Below are 21448 nucleotides of genomic sequence, written 5' to 3' on the forward strand. Positions count from 1 at the left end.
TTTGCCGAAAAAGGGATTAACAAACTGCGACGATTATGCCCCATTCACGACGGCCACGCCGCCATCGGCCGGCTGCACATCGCGCTGGCGCTGCAGCGCTTCGAGGCAATAATACTGAAACCACAGGCCGGTAAACACGAACACCAGCACGTACAGCCAGATGGCGCCGGCCGCCAGCAGCGGAAAGAAGATCACCGACAACGCGCCGCCCAGCCACAGCAAGGTGGGCGCCGCGCCCAGGGCGCCGGCGACGGTGCCGATCAGCAGCAGCGGCCAGCGGTGCTGGCGCAGCACGGCGTGCCGTTCGTCGACGCTGGCGTGATCGGCCAGGGTGTCGTAGGCCATCACGCGATAGGTCAACCAGCCCCACAGCAGCGGGTGGACGATGAAGCTCAGGGGCGGGATCAACGCCAGCGGCAAGGTCGCCAGCCAGAGCACGATGAATACGCCAAAACACCACAGCGAAGTCCACAGGCTGCCGCGCCAGTTGCCGCCGTGACGCATTTCCAGTCGCGGATAGTGACGCTGGCCCACATGCCGCGCCACCGCCGGGATGGTGAACAGGCCGACGAACACCAGCGCCGTGAGGATCATCAACGGCAACAGCGCCCACATCGCCAGCATGGGCACGATCACCGTCTTCAATGCGCCAAGGCCGAACCAGGCCAGCAGGCTGCCCACGGTGCCGAAGGTGCCGTGACTGACGAAATAATCCTGCAGGAAATCGATCATCGGTTGCAGGCACAGCCACAAGCCGACCGCCCACAGGGCCACCGAGGCGACAAAGGGCAAGATGGTCAGCAACAGCATGCGGATATGCAGTTGCGACAGCAAGGCGCGGCCGAACGAGGCAAGCAGCATCTGCATCAGCGCACCTTCTTGCGGGTGACCTCGACCAGCCGCTTCAGGCCCAGCCACTGCTGGCGCCAGAAGCCGTTGCCATAATCGCGGCCACGCCCGGCCGGCGGCGGCAGTTGATCACGCACGCCGGTCATGGCAAAGCCCTGGGCGAAATGGGCGGTGCGAAACAACACATCCCAGATCGGGAACAGCACCGCGAAGTTGTGTCCGCCCAGCGAGTTGCGACCCTGGCTTTCGTGGCCGATGCCGATGGCGTGATGGGTGCGATGAAAGCGCGGCGACACCAGCAGGTATTCGCCGAACCGGCCGAAGTGGATCCGCACGTTGGCATGTTGCAGGCTTTGCAGCATGCGCGAGGCCGACACCAGCAGGATGTATTGCGACGGCTCCACGCCGATGGCCAGCGCCACCAGGCCCAGGAAGATGTCGTGCACCAGGTCGTCCAGGACGTGGTTGCGGTCGTCGCTCCACAGGTTCATGTCCTGCTGGCTGTGATGCAGGCTGTGCAGCGCCCACATCCAGCGCACGTTGTGCTGGGCCCAGTGATAGGCGTATTCGAACAGGTCGATCACGATCAGGTACAGGAAGAAGCTCACCAGCGCCAGGTCGGTCACGCCGGGCCAGACCTGATCGAGATTGAAGGTGCCCCACCCTTCCAGGTGCAGCGCCTCGGCGGCGATCGACAGCAGCGGATCGAGAATCAGGAAAGCCAGGATCGGGATCACGCCCAGCCGCTGCAGCACGGTATAGATGAAATCGTTCCAGCGGGCGCGCGGATTGCTGATGGCGTGCACCGGGATGAGCGATTCGAGCGGACGCAGGATCACGAACAGGATCACCAGTTCGCACACGCCCACCAGCACCCACTCGGTGCCGGTAAAGGCTTCCTCGATGAACTCGCCCATGCCGATGGCAAACACCATGGGCTGCACCAGGGTTTCAAACAGCCAGCCTTGTACGGTGGCGAAGATGTCGGAGATGGTTTGTATCATGATGCCTGTGTGATCCTGGTCTTGCCGCCCCTCTGCGGCCTGGTGCTGCCCCTGCTGACCGACTTCGACTGGTCAGTCGTCTCAGCGTTCCCGGGGGGATCGCAGGCGGTCGCGATAATCCGGATGCTCGCGCAACGTGGCAAAGCACATGCCGCGCTGTTCGAGGCCGCTGATCAACGGCTCCAGCACGGCCGGCGCCCAGGCATCGTGACGCGACCAGATCCCCATGTGCGCCAGGAAAATGTCGCCATCCTTCAAGCCGTCCAGCGACTTCTTCAGCAGCACCTCATTGGGCCATTTTTCGCTCGGCAGTTCGTCGCCCGAGAAACCGGCCGGCGCCCAGCCCACATGCGCATAGCCACACGCTTGCCCGGCCTTGAGAAGATTAGGGGTAGTACGTCCGCCGGGCGCACGCCACAGATGATCCAGCGGCTGGCCGGTCAGTTGTTCGAAGCGCTGCGCCACCCGTTGCATTTCATCGCAATACTGGGCCGGCGTCCATTGTAATTTCTTGCCGGCATCGGCGCCGAACTGGGGGCGCACCTCGATCTTGCCTTGCGGGAGGTCGCGCACCACATAGACGTGATCGAAGGTATGCGTGCCGAAGGCGTGCCCCTGCTCGGCCAGGCGCTTCCAGAGCGGCGCCCAGGCCGGATCGAGCGAATAGTCGCCGTGGATGGTCTTTTCGTTGGCCAGGAAGAACGTAGCCTTGATGCGATGCCGGCGCAGCGTCTGCTCGATCAGTTCCGCCTGCGACTGGCTGCCGGTGTCGAACGTCAGGTAGATCGTGCCCTTGCAGGAGGGCGCCTGGGCCATCGCCTGAGCACTGGCGAACAGGGCCAGCAAGCCCAGGCCGGCCAGGCGTCGAGAGGTACTGCGGGAAGCGCGGCGCGTCATCCGGAACCGCGTCTCAGACGTCCGGTGCGCGGTTGTACAGGTAGATGCCGTGCGGCGAGCGTCCCACCGGAATCACCTTGCTTACGGTGCGGCTGGCCAGGTCGATCACGGCGACCTTCTTGACCCAGCGCAGGGTGACCCACATGGTCTTGCCGTCTTCGGTCACTTCCATGCAGTCGGGGCCGCCCGGCACCTTGATGGTGCCGACGTTTTCCAGCGTCTGCATGTCGACCACGCTGATGGTGTTGGCGACCCGGTTCGACACGTAGACAAAGCGCTTGTCGCCCATGGCGCGGAAGTTGTGGGCGCCAATGCCGGTCTTGATCTGCTTGACCAGCTTCTGCGCCCGCCAGTCGATCACCTGAACGTAATCCGAGCCCATCATGCCGACCAGCAAATACTTGTTGTCGGGCGTCATCATGATGCCGGCCGGCAACTTGCCCACCGGCAGGGTCCACTTGACCTGCTGGGTGGCCAGGTCGATGGCGCTGACCTGGTCGCTGCCCTGCTGGGTGATGAAGGCGGTGGTGCTGCCGTTATCGAAGGCGATGTGGCTGGGCGTCTTGGCCAGCGCGATGCGCTTGGACAGCTTCAGGTCGGTGCCGTTGTAGCTGTAGACGTCGACCCGGTCCAGGCGCAGCCCGGTGGCCACGAACCATTTCTGGTCGGGCGTGAAGCCGATCTGGTACGGATCGATGATGTCGCGCAAGCGGCGTTGCACTTCACCGGTCTTGGGATCGAGGAACAACAACTGGTTGCCCGTGGCGCTGGCCACGATCAGCGACTTGTTGTCGGGAGTGGCCATCAGGTGATGGGGTTCCTTGCCGACCGAGAAGGTCGAGATTTCCTTGTGGGTGGTCTGGTCCAGCAGCGAAACCGACGCATCGCCTGAATTGAGCACCACCACGACATTGGCCTGGGCGGACGCGACGATGGCTGCCGAGACGCATGCTGTGCGCAGGAAAACCGAAATAATTTGATTCAATCTACGCAACATGACGAACTTTACACAAAAAGGCCTGATCTCACGTGCACGACAACGCACGCCCCCGCGTCCATAACGCGCGCAACGGCATTCCGGCTGACAGCACACTGACGCAATTCGAAAAAATTCCGAAGATTTGGTTTACACTGCCTGCCGCTCCAGATGCGAAGCCGCCTGCGGCGGCGCCCGACGCGCAGAACAACGCCGCCGTGGAGTCGCAAAGTTTCTGCAACACCAACAATACAAACGCTACTGCAATCCCTCTTGCCACTGAAAGGAACACCATGTCTACAGTCACCACAGCTTCCGGGCTGCAATACGAAGAAATCCAGGCTGGCTCGGGCGACGAAGCCCGCGCTGGCAGCCACGTCAGCGTGCATTACACTGGCTGGCTGCAAAACGCCGACGGCAGCGCCGGCAGCAAGTTCGATTCGAGCAAGGACCGCAACGACCCGTTCAACTTCCCGCTGGGCGCCGGCCATGTGATCAAGGGCTGGGACGAAGGCGTGCAAGGCATGAAGGTCGGCGGCGTGCGCAAGCTGACCATCCCGGCCGAACTGGGTTATGGCGCACGCGGCGCCGGCGGCGTGATCCCGCCCAATGCCACACTGATCTTCGAAGTCGAGCTGCTGGCAGTCTGAGCCCGCACTTCCCTCACCTGGAGCAATTGACGATGAGCAACCTGCAAGCGCAATTCGAAGCCACTGTCGAAGAATCGAAGAACCTGGCCGAACGCCCAGACAACCTGACGCTGCTCAAGATGTACGGCCTGTACAAGCAGGGCAGCAAGGGCGATGTTGAAGGCGAACGCCCCGGCATGACCGACTTCGTGGCCCGCGCCAAGTTTGATGCCTGGGCGGCCAACAAGGGCACGCCACAGGCTGAGGCGCAACAGCAGTACATCGACCTGATCGCCGAACTGAAGAGCTGATCGACGTCGGTCGACGTCAAAACGGGCGTTCCCGCATGCTGTGGGGGCGCCCGTTTTTTTTGGTGCCTGAAAGACAAAAGACGCTGGGTCCTGACATTCGTCAGGACGACGGCGGGGAAGCTAAAAACAGCCGGTCGTGCCGGCGCAACCGACTCGCCCGTCTAACGATCAAGCACGTCCAACCACTTCCGGATTCAACAGGTTGGGTGGCGTCTCGCCCGACAGTGCGGCAATCAGGTTGTCGGCTGCGCAATTGGCCATGGCCAGGCGGGTCGGGGTCGAGGCGCTGGCGATATGGGGCGTCAACACCACATTGCTCAAGCCGAGGAAGCCCGGCTTGAAGGCAGGCTCGTTCTCGAACACGTCGATCCCGGCGGCAGCAATACGGCCCGCTGCCAGCGCCGCGATCAGGGCGTCGTCATCGACGATGCCGCCGCGGGCGATATTGGTCAGGGTGGCGCCCGGCTTCATCAACTCCAGCTCGGCCGCGCCGATGGTGTGATGGGTGGCTTTCGAATAGGGCAACACCAGCACCACGTGGTCGGCACGCTGCAACAGCTCTTGCTTGCTGACGTATTGCGCATTGTTGGCGCGCGCCTCCAGCTCGGGCGCCAGGCGCGAACGGTTGTGGTACAGCACCTGCATGTCGAACCCCAGCGAACGGCGTGCAATCGCCTGGCCGATACGCCCCATGCCGATCACGCCCAGCGTGGCGCCATGCACATCGGGGCCGACGAAGCTGTCGTAGCTCCACTTCTTCCACTTGCCAGCGCGCAGGAAGTGCTCGGATTCGGTGATGCGACGCGCCGTGGCCATCATCAACGCCCAGCCGAAGTCGGCCGTGGTCTCGTTGAGCACGTCGGGCGTATTGGTGGCCATCACGCCAGCGCTGGTGGCCGCGGCCAGGTCGATGTTGTTATAGCCGACGGCCATGTTGCACACCGCCCGCAACTGCGGATTGGCGGCGAACAGCGCCGCATTGACCGGCTCGCTGGGGGTGGTGAACAAGCCGTCGCGGCCACGCGCGGCCGCCAGCAGTTGCTCGGCGCTGTAGATATGGTCCTGCTGGTTGGATTCGACCTCGAAGTGCTGCTCGAGTCGGGCCAGCACTTCGGGAAAGATCGCTCGCGCGACCAGGATCTTGGGTTTCATGCGGGTCTCCTTCGTTATTCTGTTCGGGCCTGGCGGACTTGCCTGGCAAGTTCCATCAGCCCTTGATCTGGAACACGTGACGCAGGTAGTTGACGTAGGCCGGGTCGTCGCACATGTTCTTGGACGGCGTGTCGGACAGCTTGGCCACCGGCTGGCCGTTGCAACGGACCATCTTCATGACCACCTGCAGCGGCGTGTAGCCGAGATCGTTGGTGAGATTGGTGCCGACGCCGAACGCCACCCGCGCCCGGTCCTTGAAGCGCAGGTAGAGATCGCGCACCTTGGCGAAGTCGAGGCTGTCCGAAAACACCAGCACCTTGCTGGAGGGATCGACGCGGTTGTCGCGGTAATGCTGGATCAGGCGCTCGCCCCACTCGAACGGGTCGCCCGAGTCATGCCGGGCGCCATCGAAGAGCTTGCAGAAGTACATGTCGTAATCGCGCAGGAAGGCATCCATGCCGTAGACGTCGGACAGCGTGATGCCGAGGTCGCCCCGGTATTCGCGGGCCCAGATCTCGAAGGCGAAGGTCTGCGAATCGCGCAGGCGCGGGCCCAGCGACTGGCAGGCCTGCAGGTATTCGTGCGCCATGGTGCCCAGGGGCGTGAGGTCGTGCTGCATCGCGAACATCACGTTGGAGGTGCCGGCAAAGTGGCTGCCCATGCCTTCTTTCATCACATCGATGACCTCGGCGTGCCAACTGCGCGAAAAGCGGCGCCGGGTGCCGTAGTCGGCAATGTTGCAACCGGCCAGTGCCGGGTCGTCGGCGATCAGCGAAATCTTGCGCCGCAGCCGCTCGCGCCCCTCGGCCAGGTCGGGCGCGCGCTGGGTAGCGCGGAAATAGACCTCGTTGACGATCGCCAGCACCGGCACTTCGAACATGATGGTGTGCAACCACGGACCCTTGACGTTGATCTCGATCTCGCCATTGCCCGCCTCGGCGGGTTGCACGGTGATGTACTTCTCGTTGAGATGGAACAGCTCGAGAAAATCGACGAAGTCGCTCTTGATGAAGCGCAGGCTGCTCAGGTAGGCGAGCTCTTCTTCCTTGAAACGCAGCCGGCACATGGCGGCGATCTCGGCGCGGATCTCGTCCACATAGGGCGTCAGGTCGACATTGTCGTTGCGGCACTTGAAACGGTATTCCACCTGCGCGCCAGGGAAATGATGCAACACCACCTGCATCATCGTGAATTTGTACAGGTCGGTGTCGAGTAGTGATGTGATGATCATGAAGTCCTGATGCGGCTGTGCGCCGCACGCTGCCATGTTGATGGGCCACAAGGCCCTGCCGGGCGCTATCTTACCCCGGAACGGCCGGGCCAATTCCCCGCGCCGCATGGGGATTTGGCCGGCGGCGCCGAATCACTTCATGGCAGCCGCCGGGCGGCGGCTGCGCACATAGGTGGCGTCGGGCATGTAGTCGCTGCCCACCAGGTAGCGCCACTGGCTGATGCTGCTGCGCCCGTCCTGTTGCGACACCAGGCCGATGAAGGCGCCCATCGAGGCCTGCTGGTCGAGCGTGCGGAAGGCGATCGGGCCCAGCGGCGAATCCAGCTTCAGGCCGCGCAATGCCTCGATCAGCGCGTCGCTGTCGGTGGTATCGGCCTTCTTCAGGGCCGCGCCAATGGCCATCATGGTGGTATAGCCGAACACCGCCGACAGCTGCGGTCGCTGGCTGAACTTCTTCAGGTAAGCCTCCAGAAAGCGCTGGTGCTCGGGCGTGGCGATCTGTTCCCACGGATAACCGACCGCGATCCAGTCGCGAATCCCTTCGCCCTCGCCCAGCGGCAAGCTCTGGACGTCGGCCGAGGCCATCGAATAGACCCGCGTGGTGGCAAACAGCTGCTGCCGGTTGCCGGCCTGCACCAGTTGCTGCAGGTCGTGCCCGAAGGTGGCGTTGAAGATGGCGTCCGGCTTGGCCTGGCGCAGGGCCCGCACCACGTCGTCGGCCTTGATCTTGCCCAGCGCCGGCCACTGATCGGCCACGAATTCGACATCCGGGCGGGCCTGCTTGAGCAACAACTTGAAACTGGACACGGCACTCTGGCCGTATTCATAGTTGGGCGCCACCACTGCCCAGCGTCGCCCAGGCAGGCGCGCGGCCTGCTCGGCCAGCATGGCCGCCTGCATATAGGTAGAGGGCCGCACGCGGAAAGTGTAACGATTGCCGCGATCCAGCGTGATGGCGTCGGACAGCGCATCGCCCACCACGAACACGGTCTTGCCACGCGCCGCCTCGCGCGCCACCGCCAGCGCCACGTTGGACAGCATGGTGCCGGTCAGCACCACCACCTGTTCGTCACGCACCAGCTCACGCGCATGGCGCGCGGCCTGGTCGGCGTCGCCCTCGTCGTCACGCGCCACCAGCGCCAGGGGCCGGCCGCGCACGCCGCCGGCCGCATTGAGCTCGTCCATGGCCAGCGCCAGGCCGTTGCGATAGGCCTGGCCGACTGCCGGCAAGCCGTTGTGACTGTTGATTTCACCGATGCGGATCGGTTCGGCCGCAGTGGCCGCAGATGCGCCTGCGAGGCCGGCGACCAGGATGGCCCGGCTAAGGAATAAATAAAAAGTTGATCGAATCGCTTGCATTGGCTGGTCTGGCTGTTGGGCGTTGGCGCCGTGACATCCTGTTCTGGCTGGCGGGGCAACGACGCTGGTCACGGCCCGGGGGGCGCTATCGGCCGCAAAAGCGCGGCGCGGCGGCCTGCGGCCGTGATGCGGGCTTGCCTGGCGGCGGGCCCTGCTTGTCGCTGCATTATTATTTACTTATACGTAATCTGTATAAGCCTCATTTGTGGGAAAAATCGAATTACCTTAAAATACAAGGCTTTGCAGCCGGTCGCGCGTGGCATCCGAGTTGGGGAAAACCTCGCTTTGTCTCGGCGGCAGAATGATTTTAACCGTGCCATATTGCCATCAATTGCGGCGCAGTTAGCCATCGGTTTGAAGAAAAATTTACAGATAGGACAGTTATGACCCACGTTGTCACCGATTCCTGCGTCCGTTGCCGCTACACGGATTGCGTGGATGTTTGCCCGGTGGATTGCTTCCGCGAAGGCCCCAATTTCCTCGCGATCGACCCGGACGAATGCATCGACTGCGCGGTGTGCGTCGCCGAATGCCCGGTCAACGCAATCTATGCCGAAGAAGACGTGCCGGCCGACCAGCAGCAATACATTGACCTGAACGCCGAACTGGCCCGCAACTGGCCCTCGATCACCAAGACCAAGGCGCCGCTGGCCGAAGCCGAGCAATGGAAAGACGAGACCAACAAGCTGCAATACCTGCAGCGTTGAGGCACTTGTCCGACCAATGGTCGGACCTGATTCGAATTGCGGTGGCGCCATTTGCCAGGAGCACAGGCTCCCAGCCAGGCGCTGCCGTTTGCATTTTGCTGCAGCCATGCTGCGGCCACCTCACCAGCAAATCGGCGCGCGCCCTAGCCAGTTGAGTGTGAAGACCTCTCAACCGAACTAAAACAGGAATTCAACAAAATCATGGAAAACAACGTCAAGGGTGCAGCCGCCCAAGGCACCATCGAAACCGATGCCATCATCATCGGCGCCGGCCCGGTCGGCCTCTTTCAGGTGTTCGAACTCGGCCTGCTCGAAATCAAGGCGCATGTGATCGACTCGCTGCCGGTGGTCGGCGGCCAGTGCGTCGAGCTGTATCCGGACAAGCCCATCTATGACATTCCTGCCGTCCCGGTCTGCACCGGCCAGGAGCTGACCGACAACCTGTTGAAACAGATCGAGCCGTTCGAGCCGACCTTCCACCTGGGCCAGGAAGTGACCCTGGTGCAAAAGCGCGAAGACGGCCGTTTCGATGTCGAGACCTCGGTCGGTCAACGCTTCATCACCAAGACCATCTTCATCGCCGCCGGCGTCGGCTCGTTCCAGCCACGCACCCTGAAGGTCGATGGCATCGAGCAATTCCAGGACTCGCAAGTGTTCTACCGCGTCAAGGACCCGGCCCGCTTCGAAGGCAAGAACCTGGTCATCTGCGGCGGTGGCGACTCGGCGCTGGACTGGGCGCTGAACTTCGTGGGCAAGGCCGAATCGGTGATCCTGCTGCATCGCCGTGACGAATTCCGCGCCGCACCGGCCTCGGTGGCCAAGATGAAGGAACTGTGCGAACAGTATGAGATGCAGTTCGTGGTCGGCCAGGTCACCGGCACCGAGATCCGCGACGGCCGCCTGGCCGAAGTCAAGGTCACCGGGGCCGACGGCGTCACCCGTCGCCTGCCGCTCGATATGCTGCTGGTGTTCTTCGGCCTGTCGCCCAAGCTGGGCCCGATCGCCGAATGGGGCCTGGACATCGAGCGCAAGCAGCTCAAGGTGGTCGACACCGAGAAGTTCGAGACCAACGTCCCGGGCATCTTCGCCGTGGGCGACATCAATACCTATCCGGGCAAGAAGAAGCTGATCCTGTCGGGCTTCCACGAAGCTGCGCTGGCCGCCTTCGGTGCCGCACCGTACATCTTCCCCGAGAAGAAGATCCACATGCAGTACACCACCACGTCGCCCAAGCTGCACAAGATCCTGGGCGTCGAGACGCCCGTGTTCGACTGATCTGGTCGTTCAAGCACGCCAGAAAATGCCGCCCCGCAATGTGCCGGGCGGCATTTTTCTTGCCCGTCACCATTGTTTGCCGCCGTGCATTGCCATGCAGGAAACGTCTTCGTTGCACCGCAAACTTTTCTGCTCGACCGCCCTCTATGGTGTTACCAGGGGCTGGGAGCGGCATCCGGACCGGTTCATAAAGCATGCTATGCTTCCGCGTCGCAGCACGAAGAAAATTGACTGGATTGCAACATTGGTCCTGTCATCCCAACCCGTCGCCAAAACGTTTGCTGCACATGCTTGCATCCGCATCCCCCCCGGGGCTGCCAGCCAGCGCTCGATAAAGGTCAGCTATGCTCTATCAATTGCATGAACTCAACCGTGCCTTCCTCACCCCGATGATGCAATGGGCGGAAACCTCCGCCAAGTTGTTCTCCGACCCGGTTTCGCCGCTGGCGCACACGCCGTTCTCGCAACGCATGGCGGCCGGTTACGAACTGCTCTATCGCCTGTCCAAAGAGTACGAAAAACCACAGTTCAACATCACCGAGGTGGATGTTGACGGCAAGCCCATCGGCATCGTCGAGGAAGTGGTCGAGACCAAGCCCTTCTGTCGCCTGCTGCATTTCAGGAAAGACCTCACCGCGCGCCAGATCAGTGCCCTCAAGCAACCGGTGGTGCTGGTCGTGGCGCCGCTCTCGGGCCACCACTCCACGCTGTTGCGCGAAACCGTGCGCGCCCTGTTGCAGCAGCATGACGTGTATGTCACCGACTGGACCGATGCCCGCATGGTGCCGGTCGAAGACGGCGACTTCCACCTGCACGATTATGTCTATTACGTGCAGGACTTCATCCGCCTGCTGGCGCCGGACGTGCACGTGATCTCGGTATGCCAGCCGACCGTGCCGGTACTGGCGGCCATTGCGCTGATGGCCAGCGACAACGACCCCAAGCTGCCCAAGAGCATGACCATGATGGGCGGCCCCATCGATGCCCGCAAGTCGCCGACCTCGGTCAACGACCTGGCCACCGAAAAGCCTTATGCCTGGTTTGAGAATACGGTGATCTACAGCGTGCCGGCCAACTACCCCGGCTTCGGGCGCAAGGTCTACCCGGGCTTCTTGCAGCACGCCGGTTTCGTCGCCATGAACCCGCGCCGCCACGCCCAGAGCCACTGGGACTTCTACATGCACCTGCGCGACGGCGACGACGCCTCGGCCGAAGATCACCGCAAGTTCTACGACGAATACAACGCCGTGCTGGACATGCCGGCCGAGTTCTATCTCGAGACCATCAAGATCGTGTTCCAGGATTTCGACCTGGCGCGCGGCACCTGGAACATCGAAGGCAAGCCGGTACGTCCGCAGGACATCAAGAACGTGGCCCTCTTCACCATCGAGGGCGAGCTGGACGACATCTCCGGCTCGGGCCAGACCGAAGCCGCGCAAACGCTATGCTCGGGCATTGCCAAGGCCGACAAGCAGCACTTCACGGTGCCCAAGGCCGGGCATTACGGCATCTTCTCGGGCCGCCGCTGGCGCGAGGTGGTGTGTCCCAAGATCGGCGAGTTCATCCGCAGCCATAGCTGATTCTTTGCTATGCCCCAAGAAATCCGGCCATTCGCGCCGGATTTTTTTCGCCCATGACTTCCACCCGGTTTGCCCCGATAATGTCGCCTTTGCATTGCTGAACTGTCCCGACGTGCCGCCATCCGCCACCACCTCGTCCGCGCCATTGCCGCACCTGCCCGACCTGGCCGACCGTATCGAAGACCTGCTGCCGCAAACCCAATGCGGCAAATGCGGTTACCCGGCCTGCCGTCCATACGCCGAAGCCATCGCCGACGGCCGGGCGCAATACAACCAGTGCCCACCGGGCGGCGCCGAAGGCGTAGCCCGATTGGCGCAATTGCTGGGACGGCCACTGACGCCGCCGCTGCCGCTGAACCCGGCCAATGGCCGCGAGCAAGGCCGCCTGCTGGCCATCATCGATGAGGATGTCTGCATCGGCTGCACCCTGTGCATCCAGGCCTGCCCGGTCGACGCCATCGTCGGCGCGGCCAAGCAGATGCATGCGGTGGTCAATGATCTCTGCACCGGTTGCGAACTGTGCGTGGCGCCCTGCCCGGTTGATTGCATCGCCATGGTCGACGTCACCCCGGGCCGCACCGGCTGGCAAGCCTGGTCGCAGGCGGAGGCCGACGCCGCCCGCGCACGCCACGACTGGCGTGCCCAGCGACTGCTGCGCGACAAGGCCGACAACGACGCCCGCCTGGCCGCCAAGGCTGCCGCCAAACTCAAGGAAGTCGAAGCCGAAGCGGCCGGCACGCCCGAGCAGCAAGCCGAGCAGGCGCGCAAGAAAGCCATCATCCAGGCCGCCATGGAGCGCGCCCGCCTGAAAAAACAACAAGCCGAGCAGGCCACCAGCACCAAGCCATGAATCCGACCAAACGCCGCGAGATCTTCGAGCGCCTGCGCCGCGCCAATCCCACTCCGACCACCGAGCTGGACTACACCACGCCGTTCGAGTTGCTGATCGCCGTGCTGCTGTCGGCCCAGGCCACCGATGTGTCGGTCAACAAGGCCACCCGCAAGTTGTATCCGGTGGCCAATACGCCGGCGGCGATCTATCAACTGGGCGTGGACGGCCTGATCCCTTACATCCAGACCATCGGCCTGTTTCGCACCAAGGCCAAGAACGTGATCGAGACCTGCCGCCTGCTGCTGGCCGAGCACGACGGCGAAGTGCCGCAGACCCGCGAAGAACTGGAGGCGCTGCCGGGGGTGGGCCGCAAGACCGCCAACGTGGTGCTCAATACTGCGTTTGGGCACCCCACGATCGCGGTCGACACCCACATCTTCCGGGTCTCCAACCGCACCGGGCTGGCGCCGGGCAAGGATGTCGACGAGGTCGAACGCAAGCTGATGAAATTCATCGCCCCCGAATTCGTGCAGGATGCCCATCACTGGCTGATCCTGCATGGCCGCTACACCTGCATCGCGCGCAAGCCGCAGTGCTGGAACTGCGTGATCGCCGACCTGTGCGAATTCAAGCAAAAGACGCCGCTGCCGCAAAAGGGCGTCTGAGGCCGAGCCCCGGCTAGCGCGGCAAGCCGTCGATCTGCAATAGCGGCACCCAGCGCTGTTGCTGCACCTCGTACAAGGTAAAGCTGGGCTTCTCGAGGTCGCCCTCTGCATTGAACGCAATCGGGCCGGAAACGCCCGCCAGACGCAACCGGTGCATCTCCTGCGCCACTACCGTGGGGTCATTGCTGGCGCTCTGGCGAACCGCCATCAGCAGCGCCTGCGCGGCGTCGTAGGCGAAACTGGCATAGAGATGCAGGTCGCTGTCGAAGCGCAGGCCATAGCGCTGGCGAAAGGCTTTCCACCCCGGCATGCGCTCGGCTGCCGCCCCCGGCTCGAACACTACCGTGCCATTGCCGGCGGCTGCGGCCGACATCAGGAAAGGCAGGCCCACGCTGCCTGGCGAGACCATCAGGCGGGCATCGATCCTGAGTCGGGCGATCGCCTTGGCCAGCAGACCTGCCTGCCAGTCGAGGCCGCCGAAGAAGATCAGTTCCGGCTTGCGCCGGCGCAACTCCAGCAACGGGCCATTGAAATCCGACGTCTTTTCGCTGACCGAATAGGTGCCCAATACCTGCCCGCCCCGATCGTGCACGGCGCGACTGAACTGCTCGGCCAGCCCATGCCCGAATGGCGTACGATCATCGATGGTGGCCACGCGCTGGATGCCCATGCGGCGCACCACATATTCGGCCGAATAGAGGCCCACGCTCTCGTTGTTGGGAATGGTGCGGAATACCGCCGGATAGTCCTGTGCCGTGAAGCGCCGGCTCATGGTGGCCGGCGATATCTGGATCACGCCGGCGGCATGGTAGATGGGCGCGGCCGCCAGCGAAGCGCCGCTGTTCCAGTGCCCCACCACACCGATCACCTTCTGCCCGACCAGATAGCGCGCCACATACTCGGCGGTGGCATTGTCGGCCCGGTCATCCTGGGCGATGAGGCGAATGCGCCAGGTCTTGCCGCCGATGCGCAAGCCGCGCTGATTGGCTTCTTCCACGGCCAGCAAAACGGCATCGTGCATGCTCCTGCCGACGCCGCTGGAAGGCCCGCTCAGCGGACCGGCAAAGCCGATGCGCAAGGTCGTCGATTCGTCGCCAGCGACCGGCTCGCCGGAATTGCCCGGCCGCGGCTGGATGCCGCTGCGGGCCGCGGCCGGCAGCGGCAGCGCCAAGGCCATCAGCCAACCCATCAATTGCCGACGACGGGCCGCGTCGGTCGACTGGTCTTGCGTAGAACGCCTGCTGTGGCTACCTGCTTCCAATCATTCCTCCTCTGGCTGCGCCGGTCTGGTGCCGGATAAGCTGTCCCTGATCGCCGCCGGGGGGCGACGCCACACATGCCTGGAGCCACGATATTACTTCAGGACAAGCCGGCCGTGGCGCACGCCTGAAAGCAGCGGCCAGGCAGCGTAGAATACGGCTTTGTCCTTCTTCAGCTTTTCGCCATGTTCACCCCGTCCCAGCATGATGTCCGGCGCTTCTTCTGCGAAGCCTATCGCAAGCACCGAGGCCAGGAAATCCTGAGTCCGATCGAGGCCATCGCCCGTGACTGGATCATGCAGCACCCCGAATACCAGGATGCCCTGGCCGATGTCGAACAGGCACTGGGCGCCGATTACTCGGTCGAGCAAGGCCAGACCAATCCCTTCCTGCATCTGTCGATGCACCTGTCGATCACAGAACAGATCTCGATCGACCAGCCGCCCGGCATCCGTGCCGCGTTCCAGCAACTGGCGCAGCGCCGGGGCTCGGAACACGATGCCCATCACGAGATCATGGAATGTCTGGGCGAGATGATCTGGAACGCCCAGCGCAGCGGCCAGCCGCCGGATGGCGCGGTGTATATCGAGAGTATCCGGCGCCGCGCGCGGGGCTGATCGGCCCCTGCCTCGCCGCTTGCTAGACGCTACTTGCGCAGTACCAGGGTCCCCGGCAGGCTGTGCAGGTAAGCCGCGATGTTCTTGATGTCCTGGTCCGATAGCGGCTTGGCCTGCAAGGCCATGACGGCGTTGGTGCGGCCGTTCATGCCATGGTCGCCGCGCCGATAGGCCACCAGCGCGTGGCGCAGGTAGTCTTCATGCTGCCCTGCCAGCTTGGGATAGACCGGTTCGGTCGGCGAGTTGTAGTCCTTGCCGTGGCACGAGGCGCAATTGTATTTCTCGAGCAGGGCGCGGCCCGCCACCAGGTCGGCGGCCAACGCGCTGGCCGACATGGCGCAGCCGGCCAGGACGGCTGCCAGAATGGAAATCCTCTTCATATGATCGGCTCCCCTCATTTCTGCTGCGCGTAATAAGCGGCCAGGTCGGCAATGTCCTGGTCCGACAGACTCACGGCAATGCCGCGCATGGTCGGATTCTTGCGTTCGCCTTTCTGGTAGGCCCGCAAGGCGCTTTCGATATATTGAGGGGCTTGGCCGCCCAGCATCGGCACCTGGTAGACCTCGGGAAAACTGGCCTTGTAGCCAGGGATGCCGTGACATCCTATGCACATCGAGATTTTGTTTTCAGCAGCCTTGGCATTGCCGACGATATCCGCCGCGAACGCACTACCGAACGTACCGGCAAGGCTGGCCAGAGCGAGAAACACGAAGCTTTTTTTCATGTTTGGCAGGGTCAGTTATTGGGCTTGGACGAACGACTCATGCGCCACCGGCGTAGTACACCCGGTGGCACGCGCTGTTTCGGCAGGTTTGGCTGTTCTGCTTTGGCTCAACCAATCGTCAAGCTGTCTCTCCACTCCCCCTGCTGACGTAGCGATTTGATTCTAACCCAATAAACTCGCCCTCGACACGCTCGCGACAGCCCCGGCCGGCGCCGGTTGCAGCGCAACAAGAGCGCTCCCCGCTTGCCACAACATCAACATTCAGGCCCGACGCCGACGCGACTCGGCGGCCTGCGTCCCGCTGCGGCGCGATGGCGGCGGCCCGGGATGGCCACTGCTGTCGGGGAAGTCGTCGTCGGCATCATCGTCTTCTTCGGCCCGCCGTTCGAGCACGCGCGGCTGGCTGAAGCGACGCGCGGCGGCATCCAGATCGATGCCGCTGGCGTCTTCATCGTCGCTTTGATCGTCCTCATGTTGCGTCGCACTCTTGCGACGTTCCGGAAAAATGAACCACAACGGCGCACTCAGGAAGCGCCGCAATACCGCCCGCTGCATGCCGTGCCGCGCCCGCCGCGACACATCGCGGGCCCGCAGCGCCAACGCCAGCGCACAGGCAAAGGCCACCCCCACGCTCAACACGGCAGTGGCGACGATGCCGGCGACGGCCCACCAGAAGGCCGGCGTGGCCAGCCATTCCCAGCCCAGGCTGAAGATGGCAGCCACCAGCGTGCCGGCGGCCAGGGTGACATGGCGGATATCGAGTGGCAGGCTGAAAAACGCGGCCAGCACCGGCGCCATGCCCAACAGCAGCGCCAGGGCCAGGTTGCCGGCGATGGCGGCCACATTGCGTTCGAGCCAGGCGGCCATGCGCTCGGCGCGCATGGCGCCCAGCGCATGCACCACCCGGCGGTGCTGGGACAGCACTTCGCGCACCCGTCGCAGCGCAAACCAGTTGTCGGCCAGGCCGGCGGCCAGGCTGGCCAGCCACAGCAAGAGGCCGGTCAACGCCGCATACAGGGGCGTCGGCCCGATCAACGACAGCGACGCCACCGCCGCGCGTGCCTGTTCCGGCGACAGCGGTTCACGCCCCCAGGCAAACCAGCCCAGCGCGCACAAGGCCGCCACCACGGGCGCCACTGCCAGCAGGTTGCCGAAGATGGCCGCGCATTGCGAACGCAGCAATTGCGCCGATTGCGCCAGCACCCGCCGTCTATCGTCGGCGTCGAGTTCGCCCACCCGGGCGGCCAGGGCCGGGGCGGTAATGGCTGGCTGGCGGGTAGCGACCACGCCGCCGATGGCGCTGATCAGCAGAAAACTGACCGCATAGTTCAGCGATGCCGCGGCGCCGTCGAAAAACTGCACCATCCCCAGCCGCGCCAGGGTGATCTTCATCAGCACCGTACCGCCGATGACCACGCCACCCAGCAGCCCCGCCCGCAGCACCCGGCGATAACCGGCGCCGTCGCGCGCAATGGCCTGCTCGCCATGATCGGCATTGCGTTCGGCCATCTTGCGCGCCAGCAGCGCGAAGCTGCGGCGCATCAGGCCGCGCACCGAAGACCGGTGATGCTGCGACGCCACCAGGTCGGCCAGCAGCACCTGCACCCGTCCGGCGCCGGTCTCGCCCGGCATCGCCGAGCGCACGTCGAGCAGGCGGCCGATGCGCTGCAGGTGAGCGCGCATGCGCTCTACCCGGTACACCAGGCTGACCGACACGCCGTATTCGTCCAGGTGGGCATAGATGCGATCGGTCTGGGCATGGCACACGGCCACCAGCATGCGCGCGCTGCGCAATGCGCCCTGGTCGTGCGGACTGCCGCGCAGGTAGGTCTCGATCTCGCGCCGCAACGCCAGGAAGGGCGTGGCGCGCATCGGCATCTTCGGTTCCAGCCGCTGGCGGAAAGCCGGGCTGATGCCGTCGGCGATGACGGTCGTGGTGAGATAGGTGATGGCTTCCTCGACCTGCTGCCAGTACATGTGCGCCACGCCGTCGTCGGCCAGCAGCCGCCACAGCCGCGCCAGCAGTTCATCGTCCAGCGCCAGCAGCCAGGCCGCATCTTCGGGGTCCGGGAACATCGCGGCAAAGAGTGTCGACAAGTCGCTCGGCGACAGGTGACGCGGCAGGATCATGCGCGTGAGCCGCTCGGCGAGTTCGCCGAAGAAGCCCGGTTCGTGCGGCAGGCCGGTGGTCGAGAACAACTCGGGACCGGTCGCTTCGCGCAGCGTCTTCTGCAACGCATTCTGTACGCTGCGGCGCACATCGCGGTTGGCGTCCAGCCAGTCAAGCATGAACTCCAGGCGCTGGCGCCGGACTTCCTGCCAACCGGCCCGGTCCAGCAGCGTGACCTTGGGCCGATGGCGCAACCATTCGCCCAGCGCCAGCATGCCGTTGGCGCGCTCGTACCAGCTGGCGGCCGGATCGAGGCGACGCGTCAATGCATCGAGTTGCCGACCGGCATCATCGCGATCCATATGGCGGCCCGGCACACCGTGCCGCAGCCTGCGCCATACCACCAGCATCTTGTAGAACAGGAATTTCATGAGCCGTTTCGCCTATGCGTGCGGAAGTCCCCAAATGGGGGTCGGGAGCCAAATTTCAACCTCGCTAGTGGATCGAAAAATTCCCGTATATCATTCGAATTCGACACTGACCTCGATTACCGCCATTTAGTGCCGCGCCTTCACAAGGATTGTTGCCCATGTCTGAAGCATCCCCCCCGCCCCCTCCCCGCTTTTCCGGCACTGACAGCTACGTCGCCACCGACGATCTCAAACTGGCCGTGAATGCGGCGCTGACGCTGCAGCGCCCGCTATTGATCAAGGGTGAGCCCGGTACCGGCAAGACCATGCTGGCCGAAGAGGTGGCGGCGGCGTTGAATCGCCCTTTGCTGCAGTGGCACATCAAGTCCACCACCAAGGCGCAACAGGGCTTGTACGAATACGACGCGGTCTCGCGCCTGCGCGATTCGCAACTGGGCGACGAGCGGGTCAAGGACATCCACAACTACATCGTCAAGGGCGTGCTGTGGCAAGCCTTTACCGCCGATGAACCGGTGGTGCTGCTGATCGACGAGATCGACAAGGCCGATATCGAGTTTCCCAACGATCTGCTGCGCGAGATCGATCGGATGGAGTTCTACGTCTACGAGACGCGCGAGATGGTGCGGGCGCGCCATCGGCCACTGGTGGTGATCACCTCCAACAACGAGAAGGAATTGCCCGACGCCTTCCTGCGTCGCTGCTTTTTCCACTACATCAAGTTTCCCGACAAGGAGACCATGCAGTGCATCGTCGACGTGCATTTCCCGCACATCAAGCGCGACCTGCTGGCGCAGGCCCTGCAGACTTTCTATGACGTGCGCGACGTCGCCGGCCTCAAGAAAAAACCGTCGACCTCGGAACTGATCGACTGGCTCAAGCTGCTGCTGGCCGAGGATATCCCGCCCGAGACATTGCACGGCAAGGACAATCGTGCGGCGCTGCCGCCCTTGCATGGCGCGCTGCTCAAGAACGAGCAGGACGTGCACCTGTTCGAACGGCTGGTCTTCATGTCGCGCAACAACCGCTGAACATCCTCTACCGGGAGTCGTCATGCACCTGCTGTCACCGATCACCCTCAAGGGCCAGTTCGCCCATCTAGAGCCGCTGTCGCTGGAGCATCACGACGCCCTGATCGCGGCCGTGTCGGACGGCAAGCTGTGGAAGCTCTGGTACACCGCCATCCCGAAACCGGAAAACATGCGCGCCGAGATCGAGCGTCGCCTGCAATTGCAGCAGCAGGGCAGCATGCTGCCTTTCGTGGTGCGCCGGGTCGACACCGGCGCACTGTGCGGCATGACCACCTACATGAATGCCGATGCCGTGCACCGGCGGGTCGAGATCGGTTCGACCTGGTACGCCGCCAGCGCCCAGCGCACCAGCATCAATACCGAATGCAAGCTGATGCTGCTGCACCATGCCTTCGAAGACATGCGCTGTATCGCGGTCGAATTCCGCACCCACTGGATGAACCAGCAATCGCGCGCCGCCATCGCCCGTCTCGGCGCCAAGCAGGATGGCATCCTGCGCAATCACCAGCGCATGCCGGACGGCTCGTTGCGCGACACCGTGGTGTTTTCGATCATCGAATCGGAATGGTCGACCGTGCGCCGCCACCTGCAATACAAGCTGGGGCGCTAGTGCGATGGCTCCGATGAACAATCCTCGACCATGCTGATCGACTTCTTCTTCACCGTCAAAGATGCCGGCGTGCCGGTCTCGATCAAGGAATTCCTGACCTTGCTCGAGGCGCTGGAGCGGCAGGTCATCTCGCCCTCCACCGACGAATTCTATTTTCTGTCGCGCCTGACGCTGGTCAAGGACGAAGCCCACTTCGACAAGTTCGACCGCGCCTTCGGCAGCTACTTCAAGGGCATCGATGCCGTGTTCGAAAAACACCCCGAGATCCCGCTGGAGTGGCTCAAGCAGCGCATGCAGCGCGAGCTGACGCCAGAGCAGAAAGCAGCCATCGAGAAGTTCGGCTACGACAAGTTGCTGGAGCGCCTGCAGGCCTTGATGAAAGAGCAGAAGGAACGCCACGAGGGCGGCAGCAAATGGATCGGCACCGGCGGCGTGTCGCCCTTCGGCCACGGCGGCTACAACCCGGAGGGCATCCGCATCGGCGGGCCCGGCAAGAACCGTAGCGCCGTCAAGGTGTGGGAAGAACGCCAGTACAAGGACTACGACAGCGAACGCGAACTGGGCACCCGCAACATCAAGGTGGCGCTACGACGCCTGCGCCGCTTTGCGCGCGAAGGCGCCGAAGACGAACTGGCGCTGGACGACACCATCCGCGCCACCGCCAGCAACGCCGGCTTCCTCGACATCCGCATGCAGCCGGAGCGACGCAACAACATCAAGGTGCTGATGCTGCTCGACGTGGGCGGCTCGATGGACGACCACATTGCGCGCACCGAAGAGCTGTTCTCGGCGGCCCGCACCGAATTCAAGAACATGGAGTTCTTCTACTTCCACAACTGCGTCTACGACTACCTGTGGAAGAGCAACAACCGGCGCCACGCCGAACGCTTCGACACCTGGGATGTCCTGCGTCGCTACACGCCCGACACCAAGCTCATCTTCGTCGGCGACGCCACGATGAGCCCCTATGAAGTCACGCAGAAAGGTGGATCGGTCGAGTACAACAATGCCGAAGCAGGCGCCGCCTGGCTGCAGCGTTTTACCAGCACCTTCCCCCACTACGCCTGGCTCAATCCCGAGCCGGAAGGCCTGTGGCAGTACCGGCAATCGATTGCGCTGATCCGGCAGTTGATGAGCGATCGCATGTTCGGGCTCACCATCGATGGCCTGGAGCGGGCCATGCGGATGCTGAGCAAATAGCC

Annotated in this window: 22 protein-coding genes; 11 read left to right on the plus strand and 11 right to left on the minus strand. The window is 63.6% G+C overall.

Annotated features, from left to right (window positions below; translation table 11 throughout):
* Positions 1-33: 33 nt before the first annotated feature.
* The 4 genes from LBW87_RS15315 to LBW87_RS15330 form a co-directional block, all read right to left on the minus strand.
* The gene (locus tag LBW87_RS15315; protein WP_225202357.1) at positions 34-867 is read right to left on the minus strand and encodes an EI24 domain-containing protein; all 834 of its coding nucleotides are present in this window, start codon (positions 865-867) and stop codon (positions 34-36) included.
* On the minus strand, positions 867-1853 hold the full coding sequence (locus LBW87_RS15320; protein ID WP_225202358.1) for a sterol desaturase family protein: 987 nt from the start codon (positions 1851-1853) through the stop codon (positions 867-869). Before LBW87_RS15320 ends, LBW87_RS15315 begins: the two co-directional genes overlap by 1 nt.
* 81 nt (positions 1854-1934) lie before the next feature.
* The gene (locus tag LBW87_RS15325; RefSeq protein WP_225202359.1) at positions 1935-2750 is read right to left on the minus strand and encodes a polysaccharide deacetylase family protein; all 816 of its coding nucleotides are present in this window, start codon (positions 2748-2750) and stop codon (positions 1935-1937) included.
* A gap of 13 nt (positions 2751-2763) precedes the next feature.
* Positions 2764-3747, minus strand: a complete 984-nt coding sequence (locus LBW87_RS15330) for a beta-propeller fold lactonase family protein (protein WP_225202360.1) — start codon at positions 3745-3747, stop codon at positions 2764-2766.
* A gap of 272 nt (positions 3748-4019) precedes the next feature.
* On the opposite strand from LBW87_RS15330, the gene LBW87_RS15335 reads away from it, so the two are divergent.
* Together LBW87_RS15335 and LBW87_RS15340 are read left to right on the plus strand one after the other, a co-directional pair.
* Positions 4020-4376, plus strand: a complete 357-nt coding sequence (locus tag LBW87_RS15335) for an FKBP-type peptidyl-prolyl cis-trans isomerase (protein WP_008119181.1) — start codon at positions 4020-4022, stop codon at positions 4374-4376.
* 32 nt (positions 4377-4408) lie between these two features.
* The gene (locus LBW87_RS15340; RefSeq protein ID WP_225202361.1) at positions 4409-4666 is read left to right on the plus strand and encodes an acyl-CoA-binding protein; all 258 of its coding nucleotides are present in this window, start codon (positions 4409-4411) and stop codon (positions 4664-4666) included.
* 168 nt (positions 4667-4834) lie between these two features.
* Here LBW87_RS15340 and LBW87_RS15345 read toward each other — a convergent pair whose 3' ends face one another.
* The 3 genes from LBW87_RS15345 to LBW87_RS15355 form a co-directional block, all read right to left on the minus strand.
* Positions 4835-5818, minus strand: coding sequence for a 2-hydroxyacid dehydrogenase (locus LBW87_RS15345; protein WP_225202362.1), 984 nt, complete (start codon positions 5816-5818; stop codon positions 4835-4837).
* A 55-nt stretch (positions 5819-5873) separates the two neighbouring features.
* Entirely contained in the window at positions 5874-7049 is a 1176-nt protein-coding gene (pncB, locus tag LBW87_RS15350; RefSeq protein ID WP_225202363.1) for a nicotinate phosphoribosyltransferase, read from the minus strand.
* Positions 7050-7181: 132 nt separating this feature from the next.
* Positions 7182-8408: an ABC transporter substrate-binding protein gene (locus LBW87_RS15355; RefSeq protein ID WP_225202364.1), complete on the minus strand. Its 1227-nt coding sequence runs from the start codon at positions 8406-8408 to the stop codon at positions 7182-7184.
* Between the two features lie 383 nt (positions 8409-8791).
* On the opposite strand from LBW87_RS15355, the gene fdxA reads away from it, so the two are divergent.
* From fdxA to nth, 5 genes are all read left to right on the plus strand, one after another.
* Positions 8792-9115: a ferredoxin FdxA gene (gene fdxA / locus LBW87_RS15360; protein WP_225202365.1), complete on the plus strand. Its 324-nt coding sequence runs from the start codon at positions 8792-8794 to the stop codon at positions 9113-9115.
* Positions 9116-9316: 201 nt separating this feature from the next.
* Positions 9317-10390 carry an NAD(P)/FAD-dependent oxidoreductase gene (locus tag LBW87_RS15365; RefSeq protein ID WP_225202366.1) on the plus strand — a complete coding sequence of 358 codons (1074 nt, stop codon included), beginning with the start codon at positions 9317-9319 and terminating at the stop codon, positions 10388-10390.
* Positions 10391-10734: 344 nt separating this feature from the next.
* Positions 10735-11970 carry a polyhydroxyalkanoate depolymerase gene (locus LBW87_RS15370; protein WP_225202367.1) on the plus strand — a complete coding sequence of 412 codons (1236 nt, stop codon included), beginning with the start codon at positions 10735-10737 and terminating at the stop codon, positions 11968-11970.
* Positions 11971-12082: 112 nt separating this feature from the next.
* Positions 12083-12820: an electron transport complex subunit RsxB gene (gene rsxB, locus LBW87_RS15375; protein WP_225202368.1), complete on the plus strand. Its 738-nt coding sequence runs from the start codon at positions 12083-12085 to the stop codon at positions 12818-12820.
* Positions 12817-13467 (plus strand): endonuclease III, encoded by a 651-nt coding sequence (nth, locus tag LBW87_RS15380; protein ID WP_225202369.1) that lies wholly within the window; start codon positions 12817-12819, stop codon positions 13465-13467. Before rsxB ends, nth begins: the two co-directional genes overlap by 4 nt.
* 13 nt (positions 13468-13480) lie before the next feature.
* On the opposite strand, the gene LBW87_RS15385 is transcribed toward nth, so the two are convergent.
* Positions 13481-14728 carry a branched-chain amino acid ABC transporter substrate-binding protein gene (locus LBW87_RS15385; protein ID WP_225202370.1) on the minus strand — a complete coding sequence of 416 codons (1248 nt, stop codon included), beginning with the start codon at positions 14726-14728 and terminating at the stop codon, positions 13481-13483.
* Positions 14729-14911: 183 nt separating this feature from the next.
* Between LBW87_RS15385 and LBW87_RS15390 the strand changes: the two genes are divergently transcribed.
* Positions 14912-15343, plus strand: a complete 432-nt coding sequence (locus tag LBW87_RS15390; RefSeq protein WP_225202371.1) for a DUF1841 family protein — start codon at positions 14912-14914, stop codon at positions 15341-15343.
* Positions 15344-15372: 29 nt separating this feature from the next.
* Here LBW87_RS15390 and LBW87_RS15395 read toward each other — a convergent pair whose 3' ends face one another.
* The 3 genes from LBW87_RS15395 to LBW87_RS15405 all read right to left on the minus strand — a co-directional run bounded on the left by LBW87_RS15395 (position 15373) and on the right by LBW87_RS15405 (position 18608).
* Positions 15373-15723: a c-type cytochrome gene (locus LBW87_RS15395; RefSeq protein WP_225202372.1), complete on the minus strand. Its 351-nt coding sequence runs from the start codon at positions 15721-15723 to the stop codon at positions 15373-15375.
* A gap of 14 nt (positions 15724-15737) precedes the next feature.
* A complete protein-coding gene (locus tag LBW87_RS15400) occupies positions 15738-16067 on the minus strand; it encodes a c-type cytochrome (RefSeq protein ID WP_225202373.1) in 330 nt (109 codons plus the stop codon).
* Positions 16068-16328: 261 nt separating this feature from the next.
* Positions 16329-18608 carry a site-specific recombinase gene (locus LBW87_RS15405; RefSeq protein ID WP_225202374.1) on the minus strand — a complete coding sequence of 760 codons (2280 nt, stop codon included), beginning with the start codon at positions 18606-18608 and terminating at the stop codon, positions 16329-16331.
* Positions 18609-18766: 158 nt separating this feature from the next.
* Here LBW87_RS15405 and LBW87_RS15410 point away from each other — a divergent pair, with 158 nt between their 5' ends.
* From LBW87_RS15410 to LBW87_RS15420, 3 genes are read left to right on the plus strand one after another with little or no spacing between them, the layout of a single operon-like run.
* A complete protein-coding gene (locus tag LBW87_RS15410) occupies positions 18767-19636 on the plus strand; it encodes an AAA family ATPase (protein ID WP_225202375.1) in 870 nt (289 codons plus the stop codon).
* Positions 19637-19658: 22 nt separating this feature from the next.
* Positions 19659-20246: a GNAT family N-acetyltransferase gene (locus LBW87_RS15415; RefSeq protein ID WP_225202376.1), complete on the plus strand. Its 588-nt coding sequence runs from the start codon at positions 19659-19661 to the stop codon at positions 20244-20246.
* A gap of 30 nt (positions 20247-20276) precedes the next feature.
* Entirely contained in the window at positions 20277-21446 is a 1170-nt protein-coding gene (locus tag LBW87_RS15420; RefSeq protein ID WP_225202377.1) for a vWA domain-containing protein, read from the plus strand.
* Positions 21447-21448 lie beyond the last annotated feature (2 nt).

It is taken from the genome of Herbaspirillum sp. alder98 (assembly GCF_020179755.1).
Classification (GTDB): Bacteria; Pseudomonadota; Gammaproteobacteria; order Burkholderiales; family Burkholderiaceae_D; genus Herbaspirillum.